The organism is Stenotrophobium rhamnosiphilum, assembly GCF_003052265.1.
Classification (GTDB): domain Bacteria; phylum Pseudomonadota; class Gammaproteobacteria; order Nevskiales; family Nevskiaceae; genus Stenotrophobium; species Stenotrophobium rhamnosiphilum.
Map to the genome: position 1 here is coordinate 52,925 of NZ_QANS01000001.1, position 19,561 is coordinate 72,485.

Annotated in this window: 15 protein-coding genes; 9 read left to right on the forward strand and 6 right to left on the reverse strand. The window is 55.0% G+C overall.

Going from position 1 to position 19,561, the window contains the following annotated elements; translation table 11 throughout:
• Positions 1-83: 83 nt before the first annotated feature.
• Positions 84-3,413 carry a transglutaminase family protein gene (locus CJD38_RS00235; protein WP_107938301.1) on the forward strand — a complete coding sequence of 1,110 codons (3,330 nt, stop codon included), beginning with the start codon at positions 84-86 and terminating at the stop codon, positions 3,411-3,413.
• 1,136 nt (positions 3,414-4,549) lie between these two features.
• Here the strand turns inward: CJD38_RS00235 and CJD38_RS00240 are convergent.
• Positions 4,550-5,149, reverse strand: coding sequence for a 2-hydroxychromene-2-carboxylate isomerase (locus CJD38_RS00240; RefSeq protein WP_107938302.1), 600 nt, complete (start codon positions 5,147-5,149; stop codon positions 4,550-4,552).
• Between the two features lie 155 nt (positions 5,150-5,304).
• On the opposite strand from CJD38_RS00240, the gene CJD38_RS00245 reads away from it, so the two are divergent.
• Positions 5,305-6,087, forward strand: coding sequence for a proteasome-type protease (locus tag CJD38_RS00245; protein WP_107938303.1), 783 nt, complete (start codon positions 5,305-5,307; stop codon positions 6,085-6,087).
• 141 nt (positions 6,088-6,228) lie between these two features.
• Here CJD38_RS00245 and CJD38_RS00250 read toward each other — a convergent pair whose 3' ends face one another.
• Complete coding sequence (locus CJD38_RS00250) at positions 6,229-7,158, reverse strand: alpha-E domain-containing protein (protein WP_107938304.1); 930 nt, start codon at positions 7,156-7,158, stop codon at positions 6,229-6,231.
• Positions 7,158-8,693 (reverse strand): circularly permuted type 2 ATP-grasp protein, encoded by a 1,536-nt coding sequence (locus CJD38_RS00255; protein WP_107938305.1) that lies wholly within the window; start codon positions 8,691-8,693, stop codon positions 7,158-7,160. The genes CJD38_RS00250 and CJD38_RS00255 overlap by 1 nt, the downstream gene beginning before the upstream one ends.
• A gap of 100 nt (positions 8,694-8,793) precedes the next feature.
• On the opposite strand from CJD38_RS00255, the gene minC reads away from it, so the two are divergent.
• From minC to CJD38_RS00275, 4 genes are all read left to right on the forward strand, one after another.
• Entirely contained in the window at positions 8,794-9,501 is a 708-nt protein-coding gene (gene minC / locus CJD38_RS00260) for a septum site-determining protein MinC (protein WP_107938306.1), read from the forward strand.
• Positions 9,502-9,677: 176 nt separating this feature from the next.
• Entirely contained in the window at positions 9,678-10,487 is an 810-nt protein-coding gene (minD, locus tag CJD38_RS00265) for a septum site-determining protein MinD (protein WP_107938307.1), read from the forward strand.
• A gap of 11 nt (positions 10,488-10,498) precedes the next feature.
• A complete protein-coding gene (gene minE, locus CJD38_RS00270) occupies positions 10,499-10,759 on the forward strand; it encodes a cell division topological specificity factor MinE (RefSeq protein WP_107938308.1) in 261 nt (86 codons plus the stop codon).
• A gap of 60 nt (positions 10,760-10,819) precedes the next feature.
• Complete coding sequence (locus CJD38_RS00275; protein ID WP_107938309.1) at positions 10,820-11,176, forward strand: nuclear transport factor 2 family protein; 357 nt, start codon at positions 10,820-10,822, stop codon at positions 11,174-11,176.
• Positions 11,177-11,187: 11 nt separating this feature from the next.
• On the opposite strand, the gene CJD38_RS00280 is transcribed toward CJD38_RS00275, so the two are convergent.
• The 3 genes from CJD38_RS00280 to CJD38_RS00290 all read right to left on the reverse strand — a co-directional run bounded on the left by CJD38_RS00280 (position 11,188) and on the right by CJD38_RS00290 (position 15,716).
• Entirely contained in the window at positions 11,188-12,348 is a 1,161-nt protein-coding gene (locus CJD38_RS00280; protein WP_107938310.1) for an EAL domain-containing protein, read from the reverse strand.
• 142 nt (positions 12,349-12,490) lie between these two features.
• Positions 12,491-14,173, reverse strand: a complete 1,683-nt coding sequence (locus CJD38_RS00285) for an AMP-binding protein (protein WP_107938311.1) — start codon at positions 14,171-14,173, stop codon at positions 12,491-12,493.
• Between the two features lie 223 nt (positions 14,174-14,396).
• The gene (locus CJD38_RS00290) at positions 14,397-15,716 is read right to left on the reverse strand and encodes a YihY/virulence factor BrkB family protein (protein ID WP_107938312.1); all 1,320 of its coding nucleotides are present in this window, start codon (positions 15,714-15,716) and stop codon (positions 14,397-14,399) included.
• A 232-nt stretch (positions 15,717-15,948) separates the two neighbouring features.
• On the opposite strand from CJD38_RS00290, the gene CJD38_RS00295 reads away from it, so the two are divergent.
• The 3 genes from CJD38_RS00295 to CJD38_RS00305 are packed head-to-tail and all read left to right on the forward strand — an operon-like array spanning position 15,949 to position 19,559.
• Positions 15,949-16,455, forward strand: a complete 507-nt coding sequence (locus CJD38_RS00295; RefSeq protein WP_107938969.1) for a Csu type fimbrial protein — start codon at positions 15,949-15,951, stop codon at positions 16,453-16,455.
• A gap of 16 nt (positions 16,456-16,471) precedes the next feature.
• Complete coding sequence (locus CJD38_RS00300) at positions 16,472-17,233, forward strand: fimbrial biogenesis chaperone (protein WP_107938313.1); 762 nt, start codon at positions 16,472-16,474, stop codon at positions 17,231-17,233.
• Positions 17,184-19,559 carry a fimbria/pilus outer membrane usher protein gene (locus tag CJD38_RS00305; protein WP_161554114.1) on the forward strand — a complete coding sequence of 792 codons (2,376 nt, stop codon included), beginning with the start codon at positions 17,184-17,186 and terminating at the stop codon, positions 19,557-19,559. The genes CJD38_RS00300 and CJD38_RS00305 overlap by 50 nt, the downstream gene beginning before the upstream one ends.
• Positions 19,560-19,561: the final 2 nt, after the last annotated feature.

Sequence of the window (19,561 nt, forward strand, 5' to 3'; positions counted from 1 at the left end):
GGCCAGTTAAGCTGTCACATCTGCCTAAACTGGCATCCATCTTGCCAAAGGAATCACGCGGTCACTTGCCGCTGAGAAGATCAATGACGATTCAAGCTGCACTCCACCACGTCACCACCTACCGCTATGACAAGCGGGTGACGATGTCGCCGCAGATTATCCGCCTGCGCCCTGCGCCGCATTCGCGTTCGCAGATTTTGGGCTATACGCTCAAAGTTGAGCCGGCCGAGCACTTTATTAACTGGCAGCAAGACCCGCACGGCAACTGGCTGGCGCGCGTGGTGTTTCCGGAGAAGATCGATCACTTCAAGGTGACGGTGGACCTCACCACCGAGTTGGCAGTGTTCAATCCTTTCGACTTCTTTGTTGAGCCTTATGCCGACAAATTTCCTTTCGATTACGAAAAGTCGCTGAAGGAAGACCTCAAGCCCTATATGCGGCCATTGCCGCCGGGCAATTTTCTGCGCGCCTACATGGCCAAGATTCCGGACAAGGCGCCCAACACGGTCGACTTTCTGGTCGACCTCAACCGCGAGTTGCAGCTGCACGTCAACTACACCATCCGTATGGAGCCGGGTGTGCAGACGGCGGAAGAAACGCTGAAGAAAGCGTCTGGCTCTTGCCGTGATAGCAGCTGGCTGCTCGTGCAGATATTGCGCAACCTCGGATTCGCAGCGCGCTTTGTTTCGGGTTATCTGATTCAGCTGAAGCCTGATGTGAAATCGCTTGATGGTCCTAGCGGGACCGATCACGACTTCACCGATCTTCACGCTTGGTGCGAAGTATTTGTGCCGGGCGCGGGTTGGATCGGTCTCGATCCCACATCAGGTTTGTTCGCAGGCGAAGGTCACATTCCACTTTGTGCGACACCAGAGCCCTCATCGGCAGCGCCGATCAGCGGCATGATGGAACCCTGCGAAGTGGAGTTCGATCACGAGATGAAAATCTCGCGCTTCTACGAACCTGCACGCGTCACCAAACCTTACACCGATGAACAGTGGCAAGAGATCGACAAGCTCGGTGCGAGTGTCGATAAAAAACTCAAAGCGGGCGATGTGCGTTTGACGATGGGCGGCGAGCCAACCTTTGTTTCGCTCGATGATCCGCAAGGCGCGGAGTGGAACACTTCCGCCGTCGGGCCGACCAAACAAGCCTTGGCGTATGACCTTGCCAAGCGCATGCGCGATAAATTTGCACCGAATGGCTTGCTCACCTACGGACAGGGCAAGTGGTATCCGGGTGAGTCATTGCCGCGTTGGGTTTACACCTTGTATTGGCGCAGTGATGAGCAGCCGACATGGCGCTTGCCTGTGCCGAAGCCTAATTTGGTCAAGCCACCGACATTGGAAGAGACGCGTTCTTTCATCGCCGGCCTCGCGCAGCGTTTGGATGTTGATCAACGCAATGTATTGGAAGCATTCGAAGACACACTTCACTACTTGGTGAAGGAACGAAAGCTGCCGATCAACGTTGATCCCGCAGACAACAAACTCAAGGATCCCGAAGAGCGTCAGCGCATGCTCGGCGTGTTTGAGCGTGGGCTCGGAACGCCACGTGGTTTTGTATTGCCAGTACAACGTTGGCAGTCCGCGGCGCGCTGGATGTCTGAACGCTGGCGCTTACGCACGGGTAAATTATTTTTGTTGCCGGGCGATTCTCCAGTTGGTTTGCGTTTGCCCTTGGAGACGCTGCCGTGGTTGCCTGCTGCAGATTATCCGCAGGTGATTCCCGCTGATCCGACATCGCTGCCATCGTTGATGCCCGATACTGATCCGCGTCGTCAGCCTTATCTGCAAATGCACGGCGTGCCGCACGATCTAAATCGTCGCCGCAGCGCGCAAGTTCTCACTGAAGAATCACGTCAGCCTTATCCGAAACACGAAGGCTCGCATGTGCAAGGCGGCAATGTGCGCACGGCGCTGTCGGTGGAATCACGCGACGGTTTCATCAACATCTTTATGCCACCGGTTGAGCGCACAGAAGATTTTCTTGATCTGGTTGCAGCGATTGAAGACGTTGCCGCAGAAACCGGTTTGCCAGTTCGCATCGAAGGTTACGCGCCGCCGAATGATCCGCGCCTGCAACTCATGCGCATCACACCTGATCCGGGCGTGATCGAGGTCAACATTCATCCCGCACACAACTGGGAACAGTTGCGTGACAACACACTGACGCTCTACGAAGAAGCGCGACAGACGCGTCTCACCACCGAAAAATTCATCATCGATGGCCGTGCTGTTGGCACGGGCGGCGGCAACCATGTTGTGGTGGGTGGCGCGACAACTGCGGACTCGCCGTTTCTACGTCGTCCGGATTTGATCGGAAGCCTCCTGCGTTATTGGCAGAACCATCCGTCGCTGTCGTACATGTTCTCGGGCATGTTCATTGGCCCCACCTCGCAAGCGCCACGCGTTGATGAAGGGCGTGATGGTCAGCTTTATGAATTAGAGATCGCGCTTTCGCAGTTGCCAGACAAGGGTGCGAATGTGCCGCCCTGGTTGGTCGATCGCATCCTGCGCAATCTGTTGGTGGATCTCACCGGCAACACGCATCGTGCGGAATTCTGCATCGACAAACTCTATTCACCAGACTCCGCAACGGGTCGTCTGGGTTTGTTAGAGCTACGCGGTTTCGAAATGCCACCGCATGCGCAGATGTCACTCGTGCAGCAATTGCTGGTGCGCTCACTGATCGCACGCTTCTGGAACGAGCCGTACAAAATGCCGCTCGTGCGTTGGGGCACAGAGCTACAAGATCGATGGATGTTGCCGCACGACAACTGGAAAGATCTTTGCGATGTCGTCGCTGATCTTCAGCGTGCAGGGTTCAACTTCAAGCCAGAATGGTTTGCAGCGCACTTTGATTTCCGCTTCCCGCGCCATGGTGTTGTGACTTGCGATGGCATGGAGATGGAGTTGCGTCACGCGTTGGAGTCCTGGCCGGTGTTGGGTGAAGAACCCGCAGGCGGTGCGACTTCGCGCTTCGTTGATTCATCGATTGAACGCATCCAAGTGAAAGTGAGCGGCCTCACGAGTGGTGGTCGCCATTTCGTCACCTGCAACGGGCGCAAGGTGCCGCTGCGTTCAACCGGTGTGCGCGGTGAGTTTGTCGGCGGCGTACGTTATCGCGCATGGCAACCGTCTTCGTGTTTGCATCCGCTGATTGGTGTGCACACGCCGTTGACGTTTGATCTCTACGACGCATGGAACAAGCACGCGATTGCAGGCTGCACATATCACGTGGCGCATCCGGCGGGACGTAACTACGACACGTTCCCGGTGAATAGTTACGAAGCAGAAGCGCGAAGGCTGGCGAGGTTTGCGCCGATTGGGCATAAGCCGGGATGGTATGTGCCGCAGGCGGAGACGCCGAATCCGGAGTTTCCTTGCACGCTCGATTTGCGACGACTGTAGGGTGCGCTGTGCGCACCGCTTCGCAGGCGTGCGCTGATGAATGTAGGGTGGGTACAGCGTAGCGAAACCCACCGTTTTTTACGCGCTTCGCGAGGCTACTGTCTGTTGTTCTTTGAAGTGGCGTCTTTCGCGCTGAGGCGCGAGTGACTTTTCTTTGCGTGCCCAAAGAAAAGTAACCAAAAGAAAGGGCACCCTGCGACTACGCCCACACAAAAAGACGTGTGGGTACCCTGCGCTTCTCGCACTGATCGGGGTGCGTGACAGGCCATCCGTGGCCTGGCACGCACGCTCGGCTCCTGCCTCGCCCGACGCGAAGCGTCGGCAATAACCGATCAGTGCTGTGATGCTCGGCGTTGTCGAAGGGAACCCGGTAAAGCAAGGCCACTTGTACATCTCATTAGCTAGCGAGCGAATGAGCGGTGATGCAGCTCTTTATGCGGGCAAAAGTGCTGCTAACACTTTTACTGTTCTCAAGCACAGGAAGTGCCGTTGAGGCGACTCTCTCCACACTCACAGCAAGAGTCGCTTTGCTTTTGATGTCGGGTCCCTTCGTCAACGCCGAGCATCACAGTCTTGTCCGGTTATTGCCGTGCGCAGACACGGGCGAGGCAGGAAGCCGAAGCGTGCGTGTCTGGCCATGGATGGCCTGTCACGCACCCCGGCCAAGACGAGAAGCGCAGGGAACCCGCACAGCTTCATCGTGCGGGCGTAGACGCTGGGGGTGCTTTCTTTTGGTTAGCTTTTCTTTGCACAAGCAAAGAAAAGTAACTCGCGCCACAGCGCGAAAGACGACACTTCAAAGAACAGCAGGCAGTAGCCAAATGAAGCGCGAAAAATGGTGGGTTACGCCGCATTGCGGCTAACCCACCCTACGATGCTACTGAGAGGAAAAGTAGATGAGAGCGAGGAGCAATGAAGTAGTGACAAGTATTGCCCCCATGATTCTCACGCGTCTTGGGGTTAAATATGCATTGCTTCCATCAACAGTACGAGTGTAGCGATTACCAAAATTGTTCCGGAATCGAGCGACACTATCTGGATACACAAGACACCAAGTGCCGTTCGCAAAAATAAATAGCAAGAAGAGCAGAGCTGTCGCGTCCATGTATATATTTTAGCGGGAGCTTGCTTGTCGATTAAGCCTTAATCTTCCCCGCCAACACCAACCCCACCTGCTCCAACCGATCATTCCCCCAAAACATCGCATCCCCCACAAACATCGTCGGCGCCCCAAACACCCCACGCTTCAGCGCCTCTTCGGTGTTCTCCTTAAGCTGATCCTTAACACTCTGCTCCTGCGCCCGAGCAAAAATCGCCGCAGCATCCAAACCGGCTTTAGTAAAAGCCGCACTCAGCACTTCTGGCTGAGAGATATCAAGTCCTTCGCCCCAATAGGTTTGGAGAATGGCCTTGGCCGCTGCCGCTTCAAAGCCAAGCTGGCTGGCGGCAATGGCCGCACGGCTGGCGATGAGGCTGCTGATGGGGAAAACCGTGGGCATGGTTAGTGGCACTTGGTAGATCTGTGCCCAGCGGGCTAAGTCTTTGAACATATAACTGGCTTTGGCGGGGATCGAGGCGGGCATTTTCATGCCGCGGTTTTCGAACACTTTGCCTAACAGAAACGGCTTCCAGACCACTTTGGCGCCCGTTGCGGCGGCTACTTTTTCGATCTGTGTGCCGGCGAGGTAGGTGTAGGGGCTGCCGGGTTCCCAAAAGAATTCGATGGTCTGTGACATGTGTTTCTCCGTAATTTTTGTGGGTCGAGTCTGCACTTGGGCGGGTACTGGCACAAGCTATGCAAGTGACTAGGGGTAGATTGACCCATTACGTGGTCGTCGCTCAGGCCGTAGAATGGACGTCGTAACAATTTCGTAACTCTGACTGATCCCCCATGACTTATTGCGTTGCCATCAAAGTGGACGACGGACTGGTATTTGCCAGCGACACGCGCACCAGCGCGGGCGTCGACGACGTGCGCACGTACAACAAGTTGCATATTTTTGAGACGACGGGCGAACGCGTCTTCGCGATTCAGTCGGCGGGCAATCTGGCGACGACACAGTCGGTGATAAATCAGATCAAGCGCGACATGGCTGATCCGATGGCGCCGGTGAATCTCAATAATGTGCGTCATATGTATGACGCTGCCGAATATGTCGGCAATCTGTCGGTGCGCGCCCAGCAGGATTCTGCGGCGCTGGGTCAACTTCGAAATAGCACGGTCGACTATCGCACCACGCTGATTCTTGGCGGCCAGATTTTGGGTGAAGAGCCAGCGCTGTATTTGATTTATCCGGAAGGCAATTGCATTGCGGCTTCGCAAGACATGCCGTATCTGCAAGTTGGCGAGAGCAAGTACGGCAAGCCGATCTTGGATCGCATCATTCGCTCTTACATTTCATTGGCTGATGCCGCGCGATGCGCGCTGGTGTCGCTGGATTCAACAATGAAATCGAATCTTACGGTTGGTCCGCCGCTCGATTTGGCGATCATTCTGAAAGATGGTTTGCGTGTCGAACACAAACAACGCCTTGATCTCGATACGCCGTACTACGCGTCGCTGAAGAAAGCTTGGGGCGAGCAGCTTGAGCGTATCTTCCGCGAGGCTCTGCCCAAGTTTGAATGGGAAAACCTTGGGGCTAGTAGGCAGAATCAGAACCAGCAGTTGTTTTGATTTAACCGCCGATTATTGGGTTTGTAGGAGCGCCTCGGCAATTGCTCCTGCATTGCTCTACCTCGAGCATCCATGCTCTCGTCTTAGGCGCGATTGGCGATAGAGCCATCGCGCCTAAGAGGCGCTCCTACGTTGAACAACTCAAAGCCTGAAGTAAGCCTCACTTACCGCCGCATGCACTTCGCCCAAACCAATCTGCACTTCATCAACGAAGTCATGCAGACCCGCCTCCAATAGTTTTTCCAGATTCGCGTCGTGCACTAACGCACGCGTGCGGTCGACTGCGCGTTCAATCGGACGATTGTTCGGCAGTTGCGGCAGCGTCGTGGCGATACTGTTGAGGCAGTAGGTGACACTGCGCGGGAACTCGCGGTTTTGCAGCAAGAAGCGCAGCACGCTGGCGCCGGTGACGCGGATACGAACATGGCGGCGGTACATCTGATATGCCGTCAGTGAGCGCAGCACGCTCATCCATTGAATGTTCTGGAAGGGCAGCAGATCCTCAAAACTCATCGTGCTGAACAGGTCGGATGAACGCACATCAATGATGCGCGTGGTCATGTCGGCCTGCTCCAAATTGGTGCCGATGCGGAGGAACTGGAAGCCGACGTCGTGCGACATATTGCTGACGAGCATGCCGTAGATCAGCTGAATGCCATCAATAATGCGGCTTAAAAACTCCTGGCGTTTGGAGCGCGTTAGTGCGGTTTCCCCACGCTCCTGCACAAAAAAGTACAGATCGTTGAGCTTTTCCCAGACCTCGCGCTGCATGTGCTCGCGGGTGGTTCTGAGGATTTCGCGGGCGGAGTTGAGGGACGACAGAATCGAGCCCGAATTTTGTGCATCGAGCAGCAGCCAACGCACCACATTGGCCTCACTGTATTCGTTGTAATGCTCGTGGAAGCTCGAATGCGAGCCGAAAATCTCCACCAGCGGCGTCCAGCCGAACTGAACTTTGCGGGGTAAATCCAGCAACAGGTTGGCGTGAACATTGACCACGCGGGCGGTGTTTTCGGCGCGCTGGAGATAGCGCCCGAACCAATACAGATTGTCAGCTACACGCGACAGCATCAGGCTTTTCCTCCATTGCCGTTCCCGTTCTTTTTATGCGATTGGGACTGCGATTGGATCTGAATCAGTGACTTCGGATCCATGTCGTTTTCCAGATCAACAATCCATGTGTCTTTGCTGCCGCCACCTTGCGAGCTGTTAACCACGAGCGAGCCTTTCACCATCGCTACGCGCGTGAGGCCGCCGGTGGTGACGTAAGTGCTGTCGCCACGCGAGAGAATGAATGGGCGCAGATCAAGGTGACGCGGTTCAATGCCTTCGTCGGTGATCGTCGGTGCAGTCGAGAGTGCCAGTGTTGGTTGCGCCATGTAGTTACGCGGATTGGCTTCAATCAATTTCTTGAATTTTTCGCGCTCAGCTTTGGTTGAGCGTGGGCCGATCAGCATGCCGTAACCGCCCGACTCGTTCGCGGGTTTCACCACCAACTCGTCGAGATGCTCAATCACATATTTGCGCTGCTTGGGATCCATGCACAGATAGCTAGGTACGTTGGGCAAAATCGGTTCTTCGCCCAAGTAATATTTGATCATCGCCGGCACGAATGTGTAGACGACTTTGTCGTCTGCAACGCCAGCGCCCGGCGCGTTGACCAGCGCCACTTTGCCTTTGAGCCAAGCGCGCATCAGGCCCTTGGTGCCGAGCATGGAGTCTGGATTGAATGCTTCGGGATCGAGGAATAAATCATCGATGCGGCGATAGATCACGTCGACGCGACGTGGGCCGTAGATCGTGCGCATATAAACGCAGTCGTCATCGCCAACGGTGAGATCGGGGCCTTCGACTAATTCGATGCCCATCTGCTGTGCGAGCCAGCAATGTTCGAAGTAAGCGCTGTTGTAGATGCCTGGCGTGAGCAGCACAACGTTGGGCTCATCACCCTGACGTGGAGACATTGCTGCGAGTGTGTCGAACAACTGCGTCGGATAATCATCGATCGGCAAGATGTTGGTGGTCTCGAATAATTCCGGGAACACGCGCTTGGTGACGAGACGATTCTCCAGCATGTACGACACGCCAGAAGGTACGCGCAGATTGTCTTCCAGCACGTAGACCGTGCCGTCGCCCCCGCGCACAAGGTCGCTGCCGCAGATATGCGCCCAGATGCCATTGGGCGGCGTCATGCCTTTGCACTGCGGACGGAAGTTCACCGAGTCGGCAAGCACTTCAGCTGGAAAGATTTTGTCCTTGATGATTTTTTGCTCACCGTACAAATCCTGAATAAACAGGTTCAGCGCGGCGGCGCGTTGTTTGAGGCCCGCTTCGGTCTTTTCCCACTCGCGACGATCAATAACGCGCGGAATAATGTCGAAAGGCCAAGCGCGATCAACATTGCGGCCTTCGGTGTAGACCGTGAAGGTGACGCCCATGACCTTGATCGCCAGCTCTGCGGCAAGGCGACGCTCGGCAAGATCAGCGGTAGAAAGGCTGTCGAGATAGTCCGTTAATTGCTTGGCTGCAGCGCGTGGTTGCGCAGGGGCTTTGAACAATTCGTCGTGAAACTCTTCGCAGCGGTATTGCTGCCAGTCAATCGCCATGTTTTTGCCTTTTTAGGTAGCTCTACATCCAGCCCAAGCAAAACATGGGCCAATTCACATTTGTAGTGATAAAATCACTAAAGTTCCTACGATGCAAACAATGCCCTCAGCTAAGAAAGTACTCGAATTCAAAGGTCGCATGCTGTCGTTAACGCGTGTACGCGTGCTCGACTCCGACCCCCACGCGATCGAGGCTCAGCTCCGGGAGTTCGCTAAACAGATGCCGCAAGCGGTTGCGGGCATGCCGGTGATTTTGGAGTCCGACACGGCTTTGGACCTCGGCGGTCTGCTTTCTATCCTTAAATCCGTTGGAATGCAGCCAGTTGGCGTCAGCGATGGCCCTTTGGCGGAGTCGGCTCGTAACTGGGGTCTGCCCGTGCTGCCGCCGGATACCGGCAAGACGGCCCGCGCCATTCCTGAAGCTGCTGCTCCAGCGCCTGCCGCTGCCGCCGCTGCGCCAACGATTGTTGCCGCCAAACCACCCAAAATCATCACCACGCCGGTACGCTCCGGTCAGCAGATTTATGCTGAAGGTGGTGATTTAATCATCATCAATACCGTGAGCCCTGGCGCGGAAGTCATCGCCGACGGCTGCGTTCATGTTTACGGAACATTGCGCGGTCGCGCCATTGCTGGCGCCAAAGGCGACACCACCGCGCGCGTGTTTTGCCGTCGATTTGAAGCGGATCTGGTCGCGATTTGTGGCATTTATGCGGTAGCGGAACAAATGCAGGGCGAGTTGCGTAACAAACCTGCGCAAGCGTATTTAGTGGACGGCAAGCTCAAGCTTGATCGTCTCGATTGGTAAGATTTTGTAACTGATTTTTTACTTGTAACCGAACAGAGGATTTCCCGTGGCCAATAAATGGCCGTGGTTACTTCCGGTACAAGGGTATTGGTAGAACGATTGTTATCGAGTAAGCGGTCAGTGCGGTCTTGATCGTTTGGATTAGTCAGGTTTTGTAACCGAACAGAGGATTTCCCGTGGCAAAAATCGTTGTGGTTACTTCCGGTAAGGGTGGTGTGGGTAAAACCACCACCAGCGCATCGTTCGCAACTGGCCTCGCTCAGCGCGGCAAGAAAACAGTCGTTATCGACTTCGACGTGGGTCTGCGTAACCTCGACCTGATCATGGGTTGCGAACGCCGCGTGGTGTTCGACTTCGTTAACGTGATTCATGGCGAAGCGACGCTGCGCCAGGCGCTGATCAAGGACAAAGCCAACGAGAATTTATTTATTCTCGCCGCCAGCCAGACGCGCGACAAAGACGCGCTGACGGAAGAAGGCGTGGGCCGCGTGATTGATGAACTCGCTAAAGAGTTCGACTACATCATCTGCGATTCACCCGCCGGTATTGAACGCGGCGCGCATCTGGCGATGTACTTCGCCGATGAAGCGCTCGTTGTGACCAACCCGGAAGTTTCTTCGGTGCGCGACTCTGATCGCGTACTCGGCTTGCTCTCCAGCAAGACGCGCAAAAGCGAGAAGGGCGAAGGTCGCGTGAAAGAACATTTGGTGCTGACGCGCTACAACCCTGCGCGTGTGCTCAAAGGCGAAATGCTTTCAGTGGATGACGTGCGCGATATTCTCGCGATCCCATTGCTTGGCGTGATTCCAGAATCGGCAACGGTACTGACCTCCAGCAACGCGGGTACGCCTGTGATTGCGAACAAGGAAAGCGATGCGGGTTCAGCGTATGACGATATCGTTGCTCGTTTCCTCGGCGAAGAGCGCGAACAGCGCTTCATTCACGCTGAAAAGAAAGGCCTGCTAGGCCGACTGTTCGGCAATTGAAGGAGTCTCCCATGGATTGGCTAAAATTTTTCCGCGGTGAGCCCAAGAACACGGCGAATCTGGCGAGAGATCGCCTGAAAGTTGTGGTCGCACATCAGCGCGAAGGTCGTATGGGGACTGGCCCCACTTATTTGCCGCGTCTGCGCGAGGAAATCCTCGACGTGGTGCGCAAGTACGTGCAAGTGCCGGACAGCGCCGTGAGAATCGACGTGCAACGTGAAGATGGTCTCGAGGTGCTCGAGATGAACATCGCGTTGCCGGAGCACAACTAAGATTCAGCTGAATAAGAAACGGCCAGCATTGCTGGCCGTTTCTTTATGTGAGGATTGAACATGAATAGCGAACAAGCCAAAGCATTAACTGAGAGTTGGGTTGCTGCATGGAATGCACACGATCTTCCGCGCATCCTCTCGCATTACAGCGATGACTTTGAAATGACTTCGCCTTACATCGTGCAAATCACCGGTGACGCGAGTGGCACGCTGCGCGGCAAGGCCGCAGTCGGTGCTTATTGGCAGAAGGCACTGGAGAAATTTCCAGATCTGCAATTTGAGTCGCAACATGTTCTGTATTCACCGGGCAGCGTCACGCTGATTTACCGCAGCAATCGCAGCGGTTTGGCGGCAGAAGTTTTCTTTGTAAATGACGACGACAAAATCTTTAAGGCCGTCGCGCACTACTTAGCTTGATCGCTGAGTAATCAGCGCGCCGCGAAGTAGGCGTCGATTGGGCTGGGGCGTGCGATCAGATAGCCCTGACCATAGTGGCAACCCAATGCAGCGAGTCGATCAAACATAGGCTGGGTTTCGATGCCTTCGGCAACGATCTCCAATCCCAGTGCTTGCGAGAGTTGGATGATCGTGATGATGATCTTTTCGCTGCGTTTATCTTCAAGAATGCGACGAACAAAACTCTGATCAATCTTGAGCGTGTCGATATCGAATTCGTGCAGATAGCTGAGCGATGAATAGCCGGTGCCAAAGTCATCCAATGCAATGCGCACACCGAGTTTTTTGCAGCCAGCAATCCAGCGTTTTGCGGCGGAGGTGTCACTAAGAATGCTTTCAGTGATTTCTAACTGAAGTCGTTCGGGATTGAGTTTGGTTTCACGCAGAATACTGGCGAGCTCTGGAATGAATTCCGGATCGTGAAATTGACCTGCGGAAACATTGACGCTGATGAAGCCGCTTTTTCCAGCCATCTTGGCGTGATTCTGTTCGCGATCAAAACGCAGTGCGGCGTGACAGGCTTCGCGCAGTACCCAGCGACCGAGCGGCACGATCAAGCCGCTTCTTTCTGCCAGTGGAATAAAGAAGTCAGGGCGCACCAAACCGGTGATCGGATGCATCCAGCGCACAAGGCTTTCAAAGCCAATGATCTGGTGACTGCGCATGTCCACAATCGGCTGAACATACAGCTGCATTTGGCCGGAGTTGATTCCGGCTTTGAGTTCGCCTTCCAGACGCGCCACTTCAACGGCCGCCGCGGTATTAATCGGAATCGGCGTTGCTGCTCTGAGTGACTCGAGTTTGGCGCGCAGGCGTTTGACCGACACTTCGAGCAACAGACGCAGTAAGGGATCAGCAACTGCGAGTTTGGATGCCAGATCAGCGCGACTAATAATGGTGAGGCGGCTGTCGGCGGTGGCAATCGCAGAAGCGGAGCGCGGCTCGTCATCAACAAGCCCCATATCGCCGACCAGTTCGCCTGCGCCAAGGACTGCGACGCAGCGCATGATGCCTTCGATGCGCATGGTGACTTCGATTTCGCCGGATTCAATCACGTAGGCGCAGTCGGCCTCGTCGCCCTCTGCGAACAACAGTTCTCCAGCTTTAACGGTACGTGATTGCAACTCCGCCAAAAGTTCACCTGTCCAAGCTGTGCGGATTAATTCAAGGCGTTCAAGCGCTTCCGCATTGCGCCCGCCAACTAAAAAATGCTTGGAGATTGGGCGTTAACCTTCGCATCCATGCGAACTACAAGTCTTATTCAACAGCCCAACGCTATATGTTTCTTAATTCTTTGCGCAGGATTTTGCCGACCGGTGTTTTAGGCAAGGCGGCAATGAACTCAAAATGTTTCGGTACTTTATACCCTGTGAGCTGTTGTTTGCAGTGTTCGCGCAAACTTTCAACGCTGAGTGCGGGATCTTTCTTGACTACAAAAACTTTTACCGCTTCGCCCGTCTTGTCATCGGGGATGCCGATGCATGCGCATTCCAACACGCCGGGATGCATCGCGACCACGCCTTCAATTTCGTTGGGATAAACGTTGAAGCCGGAGACCAGGATCATGTCTTTCTTGCGATCGACAATTTTCAGGTAGCCATTCTCATCCATAACGGCGACGTCGCCGGTTTTGAGATAACCATCGACCGTAAATACCTTGGCGTTCTCTTCTGGCTTCTGCCAGTAGCCGACCATCACCTGCGGACCTTTCACGCACAGTTCGCCCGGTTCGCCGAGTGCGACGACATTGTTGTCGTCATCACGCAGGCTGACATCGGTAGAGGGCAAGGGCACGCCGATGGTGCCGTTCCAACCTGGTTTGTTGAGCGGGCTAAAGCTGACGCCGGGCGAAGTTTCGGTGAGGCCATAACCTTCAGTGAGACCCGTGCCGGTGCGCTTCTGCCATTGTTCTGCGACGGCTTGCTGCACGGCGGTGCCGCCACCAATCACCATCTTCAATGCGCTGAAATCAATCTCGTCAAAACCTGGCGTGTGCATCAGGCCGTTGAACAAGGTGTTGACGCCAGTGAATGCGGTGAAGCGATGACGTTTGAGTTCTGCGACAAAGCCCGGCATGTCGCGCGGATTGGGAATCAGCACGCTCTTGCCGCCGATGGCGAGGAAGATCAGGCAATTCACTGACAGCGCAAAGATGTGATACAGCGGCAGCGCGGTGATCACGCACTCTTTGCCCGGATCATTCAGCACATTCATCCACGCTTTCATTTGCGAGATGTTGGCGGCGATATTGCCGTGCAAAAGCTGCGCGCCTTTGGACAAGCCGGTGGTGCCGCCGGTGTATTGCAGGAATGCGGTGTCCTGATGCGTGAGTTCTACGCGGTGATAGAGCTGCGCCTTGCCGCGTGCGAGCGCAGCCCGCAAAGGCACGGTGCCTTGGATGTTCCACTTCGGCACCAGCTTCTTGCGGTACTTCACCACTGCGTTGACCAGCAGGTTTTTGGGGAAGGGATGCATGTCGCCGAGCTGCGTGGTGATCACGGTCTCGATCGGTGTTTTCTTCAGTACTTGCTGCAGTGTGCTACAGAAGTTTTCAACGATAACGATAGCGCGTGAGCCACTGTCGACCAGTTGATGCTCCAACTCGCGTGGCGTGTAGAGCGGATTAACGTTGACCACCACAAGACCGGCGCGCAGGATGCCGAAAATTGCGACGGGATACTGCAAGAGGTTGGGCATCATCACCGCAACGCGGTCGCCCTTGTTCAGGCCGAGGACGTTTTGCAGGTAAGAAGCAAAGTCTTGGCTGTTGCGGTCGAGATCATCGTAGGTGAACTCAACGCCCATGCATTCATAGGCCACCAGATTGCGATAGTTCTCAATGCTTTTTTCGAGCAGATCGGCAATCGAGGAAAACTCATGGATGTCGATCTCAGCAGGTACGCCCGGCGGATATTCTTTAAGCCAAATTTTGTCCGCAGACGTCAACTGCTTCGCCATACCGCTCCCCTCTCTGTACGTATAGATCTAATGTCTGCCGGCAGCGAGGCCAGCGTGGGCGGATGATAGGTGAATTCCAACGTTGGAGGAATCGCTATGGGCTGGTTTTACGCAGCCCATCTTGTCGTGCTTGCCTACGAAGAGTGTTTTATTTTAGTTAATATTAATTTCATAACTAAAAATAATAAAACAGATAGTCGCTAAGACAAACTAGACCTCGTCATCAGGCGTCGCGATCTGGATGCAGGATAAAAGCGCGAAGGCTTAAATCTTGATGCGCTTTTTCAAAGCGCGATTCGGCTTCGTCCAACAACTGCGTCACCGCGACAGCATGTGCCTCGGTGTTATGCGGAATCGATGAATTGCCTGCGCGCGCCAAGCGCCACAGACGCGTGAGGCGAATCGTATCGAGGTCCATGCCCGGGTGCAGTTGCGTGCGCTTGCGTCCTGATTCGATCAGCAAACCTTGGCGCAATAAAGTTTCTACGGTTTGCGCGACATGTTCGGGTGGCGCATTCAGTGCGCGTGCAAGTTCTTCTTGCGTGTAGCCGGCTTCGCCATTGATAAAGCGGCGGCCGCTCAGCGCCATGATCATCAACGTCAGGTACTCAGCGCCACGGCCCGAGAGTGCCGGTGCTACGCGATCTGGCGATAGCTGCGATGGATGCTGCAGGTAATACGAGAGCTGACAGCCGAGCAACAGAATCAACCAGCCGACATGCAGCCAGAGCAGCAGGAAGATGAAAATCGCGAAGCCAGAATAGATGGCGTTGTAGTTGGTCGCGCCCGTTACAAAGGAGGCGAACAACACGCTGCTGGTTTGCCAAGCAATACCTGCAAACAAGCCACCGCCCAACGCTGCACGCCAACGCACGCGAGTGTTGGGAATGAAGCTGTACAAGAAACTGAATGCGGCGACGATCAGCAGGTACGGCAGGAGTTGGGTGAGGCTGTAGAACAACAAGCCGAAAGGTTCGATTGAGATAATCTTTTCGACGATGGAATTGCTGCTGATGGTGGCGGTGAGGCCTAGCGCTGAAAACACCAACACAGGCCCAATCATCAGCACGGAAAGATAGTCACTGATGCGTTGTGACACCGGCCGTGGCCGCGAGATGCGCCATATGTAGTTGAAGCTGGATTCCACTTTCTGAATCAGCGAGACCGCCGAATACAGCAACAAGCTGATGCCGAGTGAGCCGAGTACGCCGACTTTCATCTTGTCGACAAAGCCCATGATGTTGGCAACGATCTCGTCAGCCTGACCGCCGAGTGGTCGTAGAAACTCATATAACAGCGGTTCCAGCGTGTTGTGCGCGCCAAAAGCTTTGAGCACCGAGAACGCCAAAGCCAATATCGGCACCAGCGACAATAAGCTGGTGTAGACCAAGCTCATCGCGCGCATTGAGATCTGGCCTTCGAGCAGATCACGGGCTAAAGCGAAGATATGGCGGCCAATGTTGACCAAGTAGCGCTCGGTGCGAGTGATCGCACTGGTCTGTTGCCAGAGACGCTGGCGTAGGCGTTCAAGGAAGTTGTTCATGAGCGCACCATACTATTGACGTGGCGATGGGGAAACCCTGTTTCCAGACATTTTTCTGCGCAAGTCGTCGAAAGCGTTTGCCTTTGGAGCCGACCAACGTAGGGAAAAATGCCGTGAACGGAAACTTTAGTCCGTCTATCTCGCATTAAAGACCGCCGGTAGGTTATCGCCTAAATCCTGCAAAAGTGGTGAGAGGATTCTTTCGCCCCACCTACACATGCAGGATGCAACCATGAAAAAGATTCACACCATTTTGATCGGCGCCGCAGTCTCAATGCTGGCTATCCCCGCTATGGCAGCTACGGTGACAAACACCTTCCAAGCCAAGATCGTGATCCAGAACACTTGCGCGGTTAATCTCACGGCTCCAACGGATTTGGACTTCGGCACCCAGGGCGTACTCAGCGCCAACGTCGATACGACTTCGACAATCTCATTCACCTGCACCAGTGGTGCGGCTTACAACATTGGTCTGAACGCTGGCGCCAATGCTTCATCGGCTGGTGATGTCACCACGCGTCGTATGAAGCACGGCACCGCAGACTATGTTGCTTATCAGATGTACACCGCGACTGGCCGCACTGGCGCACAGTGGGGCGACACCGTGGGTACGGACACTCAGGCCGGCACCGGCACGGGTACTGCACAGACCACGACGGTTTATGGCCGCGTACCGCCACAAGCCACTCCCCCAGCTGGCAACTATGTTGATACTGTTACGGTCACCGTTACTTACTAAGGCATAGCGGCAAGCCATGATTGATCAGGTTGCAAGGATGCGGCGCACGTGGATAGCAGGTCTGACCGTTATGGCAGGCCTGCTGTTTACCGGCTCGGCTTTCGCAGGCGGTCTTACAGTCTCTCCAATCATGGTGGAGCTCTCGGCCAAAGAATCGGCGCAAGGGCTCTGGCTGAGCAACAACGGTAGCGAGCCGATGCGTGCACAACTCCGGGCTTACGCTTGGAGTCAGGGTGAAGGCAGCGATGCGCTTCAGCCCACGCAAGAGTTGGTGCTGAGCCCGCCGATGCTGACGCTGGGTCCCGGTCAGCAGCAGTTGGTACGTGTTATTCGCACCGGTGCCAATGCATCGAGTGAGAAGAGTTATCGCATTTTGATTGACGAATTACCGGACCCGAGCAAGCCACAGAAAAATGGTCTGAATTTCGTCATGCAGTTTTCTGTGCCGGTGTTTGCATTGGCACTTGATCAGCCGAAGGGCGCGGTGGTCGCAGCGCCTTTGGATTGGCAGATCATCAAAGAAGGCGACAAGTTTGTGCTGACAGCAATTAACGCTGGAACGCAACGTGTGCAAGTCGCAGATTTCGAGTTGTTAGACGCGCAAGGTAAAATCTTGCAGCAGCAGCCGGGCTTATTCGGTTATGTACTCGCAGGCGCAACGCGTCGCTGGTCGCTTTCTCTCACCGCAGCAAATGCTGCTGCGGCCACCGCCATCCAGGGACGGATCAATGGTGAACCTGTCCGTCAAAATCTGCGCGTGGAGACTGGCACTCGCTAGTGTATTGCTGGCGCCCGCCGCGTTGACGGCTGCGCCATTGCAACTCACCGCGTCGGCGGACGCCGGCGAAGACATCATTTTGCCGCGCGGTCCCGGCATCGCCGGTGATGTGGTTGATCTCTATCTTGAAGTGATCCTCAACGATGTCAGCACGCGTCGCGTGATGCACTTCATACGCAAGCCCGATGGGCACTTCTACGCTTGGACACAAAACCTGCAGGATGCGGGCATCGATACCGATGGCCTGCCTTTGTCGCAGTACGTCAATTTGACGCAAGTGCCGGGTTTAACTTTTGCCTACGACGAATTAGCGCAGCGTATGCAGGTTCAAGTGGCGGCTGAGCGTTTGAACGTAGCCACGCAAACGCTCAATGCGGATACGCCCGAGACCTATAGCGTTAGTGCCAGTTCGGGTGCGCTACTCAATTACGATCTCTACGGCACTGCGACGGCGGGTGGGAGTCGGTCACTCGGCGTGAACACTGAGTTGCGCGCTTTTAGTGGGCGCGGCGTGTTGAGCAGCACGGCTTACTCCAACTATCAGTCGACGGGCGAAAGCATTGGCTACCGTCGCTTGGACACCACATGGAGCCGTTCATTTCAGGATGATCTGCTGACGCTTAATGTCGGCGACGTTGTCAGCGGCAGTCTGAGTTGGTCACGCGCGACGCGACTCGGTGGCATTCAGCTGCGACGCAATTTTGGTTTGCAGCCGCAGATCATTACGTTTCCGCTGCCTGCATTTTTTGGCCAAGCGGCGCTGCCCTCTTCAGTCGAGTTATATATGAATGGCGTGCGCCAATACAGCGGACAAATTGCGCCGGGCCCGTATCAGATTTCCGGCATGCCCAACATCAATGGTGCAGGGCAGGGGCAAGTGGTGGTGACGGATGCTTTGGGTCGTCGCAGCGCGATTGATTTTTCTTTCTACAACTCCAGCCAATTATTGCGTGCGGGCTTGAGTGATTGGTCGGCAGAAATCGGCGCCGTGCGCCGCGCTTACGGCCTTGATTCATTCCGCTATAACAACAAGCCCGCGGCCGTTGGTAGTTATCGCCAAGGCATCACGGATTGGCTGACGCTGGAGACGCATGGTGAAGCGTCCGACGGTCTTTATCTCGGTGGCGTCGGCAGCGTTGTGCAAATCCAGCAGCTGGGTTTGATCAGTGCGTCTTATGCGCGCAGTGAAGGTGACGACGTTGGCCAGCAGGCGGGGCTGACTTATAGCTGGCTCTATCGCAGCTTTAATTTTGAGATCGGTTCGACACGTACGTTTGGCAATTATCAGGACGTGGCGAGTCTCGATAGTCGTGCACCGCCTCGGCGCAATGACCGCGTTTTAGCCGGATTAGCGCTGGGCACGATGGGCAATGCATCCATCAACTACACGCGTCTGGAAACAATTGAAGACGGACGTTTCCGTTTTGCGGGAATCAGTTACAGCGTCAGCATTGGGCGCAATATGAATGTGTATGCCAACGCGTCGCGTAGCTTTGATAGTGAGAGTGATACGAGTTTGTTTGCAGGCCTCTCATGGAGCTTTGGCAATGCAACATCGGCCAATGCATCTTGGCAGCATGAGGGCAAGCAGAATGTCTTCGGCGCGGGTGTTTCACATGCGGTGTCGCAAGATGGCGGTGTGGGTTGGAACTTACGCACGCAACGTGGGCAAGACATCAGCAACTATCAGGCAGAAGCCAGCTATCGCGCGGATTGGGGTCAGAGCACCGGCGGTGCTTATTACATCAATGGCGAAAAGAATTTTTATGCGGGCTTGTCCGGCAGTTTGGTGGCGATGGATCAATCCATTTTTGTCACGCGTCGAATTGACGATGCGTTTGCCTTGGTCACTACCAATGGCGTTGCGAACATCCCGGTGCAATTGGAAAACCGCGCGATTGGGCGCACCGATGCTAACGGACATTATTTACTGACCGGATTGAACGCTTGGCAGCCGAATCGCATTTCAATTGATGCCTTGGATCTGCCCGCGCAGATGCAAATGACTTCGGTGAAAAATGCAACGGTGCCCGCCGATCGCACGGGTGTAATTGTGGATTTTGGTATTCACGAAGTGCACGGCGCAGTGGTGACGCTGAAGGACACGCAAGGGGACTTCTTGCCATTGGGAACCCGCGTGTTCCTCAATCTCAGCAAGATTGAGACAGCAATGGTTGGCTACGATGGGCAGGTCTATTTTGAGAACCTGCAGTCCAGCAATCACATCAAGGCCGTGAGGCCGGACGGTACAAGCTGTACTGTGCAATTGCTCTATCCCAAGAACGCGACCGGTGTGCCGGCGATTGGGCCTTTGCTATGTCGTTAGGA

Bases quoted from the DNA above. Each gene is read 5' to 3' on its own strand.
- CJD38_RS00285 (WP_107938311.1), bottom strand. From the start codon at position 14,173: ATGGCGAAGCAGTTGACGTCTGCGGACAAAATTTGGCTTAAAGAATAT.
- CJD38_RS00300 (WP_107938313.1), top strand. From the start codon at position 16,472: ATGATTGATCAGGTTGCAAGGATGCGGCGCACGTGGATAGCAGGTCTG.
- CJD38_RS00290 (WP_107938312.1), bottom strand. From the start codon at position 15,716: ATGAACAACTTCCTTGAACGCCTACGCCAGCGTCTCTGGCAACAGACC.
- CJD38_RS00235 (WP_107938301.1), top strand. From the start codon at position 84: ATGACGATTCAAGCTGCACTCCACCACGTCACCACCTACCGCTATGAC.
- CJD38_RS00250 (WP_107938304.1), bottom strand. From the start codon at position 7,158: ATGCTGTCGCGTGTAGCTGACAATCTGTATTGGTTCGGGCGCTATCTC.
- minC (WP_107938306.1), top strand. From the start codon at position 8,794: ATGCCCTCAGCTAAGAAAGTACTCGAATTCAAAGGTCGCATGCTGTCG.
- CJD38_RS00245 (WP_107938303.1), top strand. From the start codon at position 5,305: ATGACTTATTGCGTTGCCATCAAAGTGGACGACGGACTGGTATTTGCC.
- CJD38_RS00240 (WP_107938302.1), bottom strand. From the start codon at position 5,149: ATGTCACAGACCATCGAATTCTTTTGGGAACCCGGCAGCCCCTACACC.
- CJD38_RS00305 (WP_161554114.1), top strand. From the start codon at position 17,184: ATGGTGAACCTGTCCGTCAAAATCTGCGCGTGGAGACTGGCACTCGCT.
- CJD38_RS00295 (WP_107938969.1), top strand. From the start codon at position 15,949: ATGAAAAAGATTCACACCATTTTGATCGGCGCCGCAGTCTCAATGCTG.
- minE (WP_107938308.1), top strand. From the start codon at position 10,499: ATGGATTGGCTAAAATTTTTCCGCGGTGAGCCCAAGAACACGGCGAAT.
- CJD38_RS00275 (WP_107938309.1), top strand. From the start codon at position 10,820: ATGAATAGCGAACAAGCCAAAGCATTAACTGAGAGTTGGGTTGCTGCA.
- CJD38_RS00255 (WP_107938305.1), bottom strand. From the start codon at position 8,693: ATGGCGATTGACTGGCAGCAATACCGCTGCGAAGAGTTTCACGACGAA.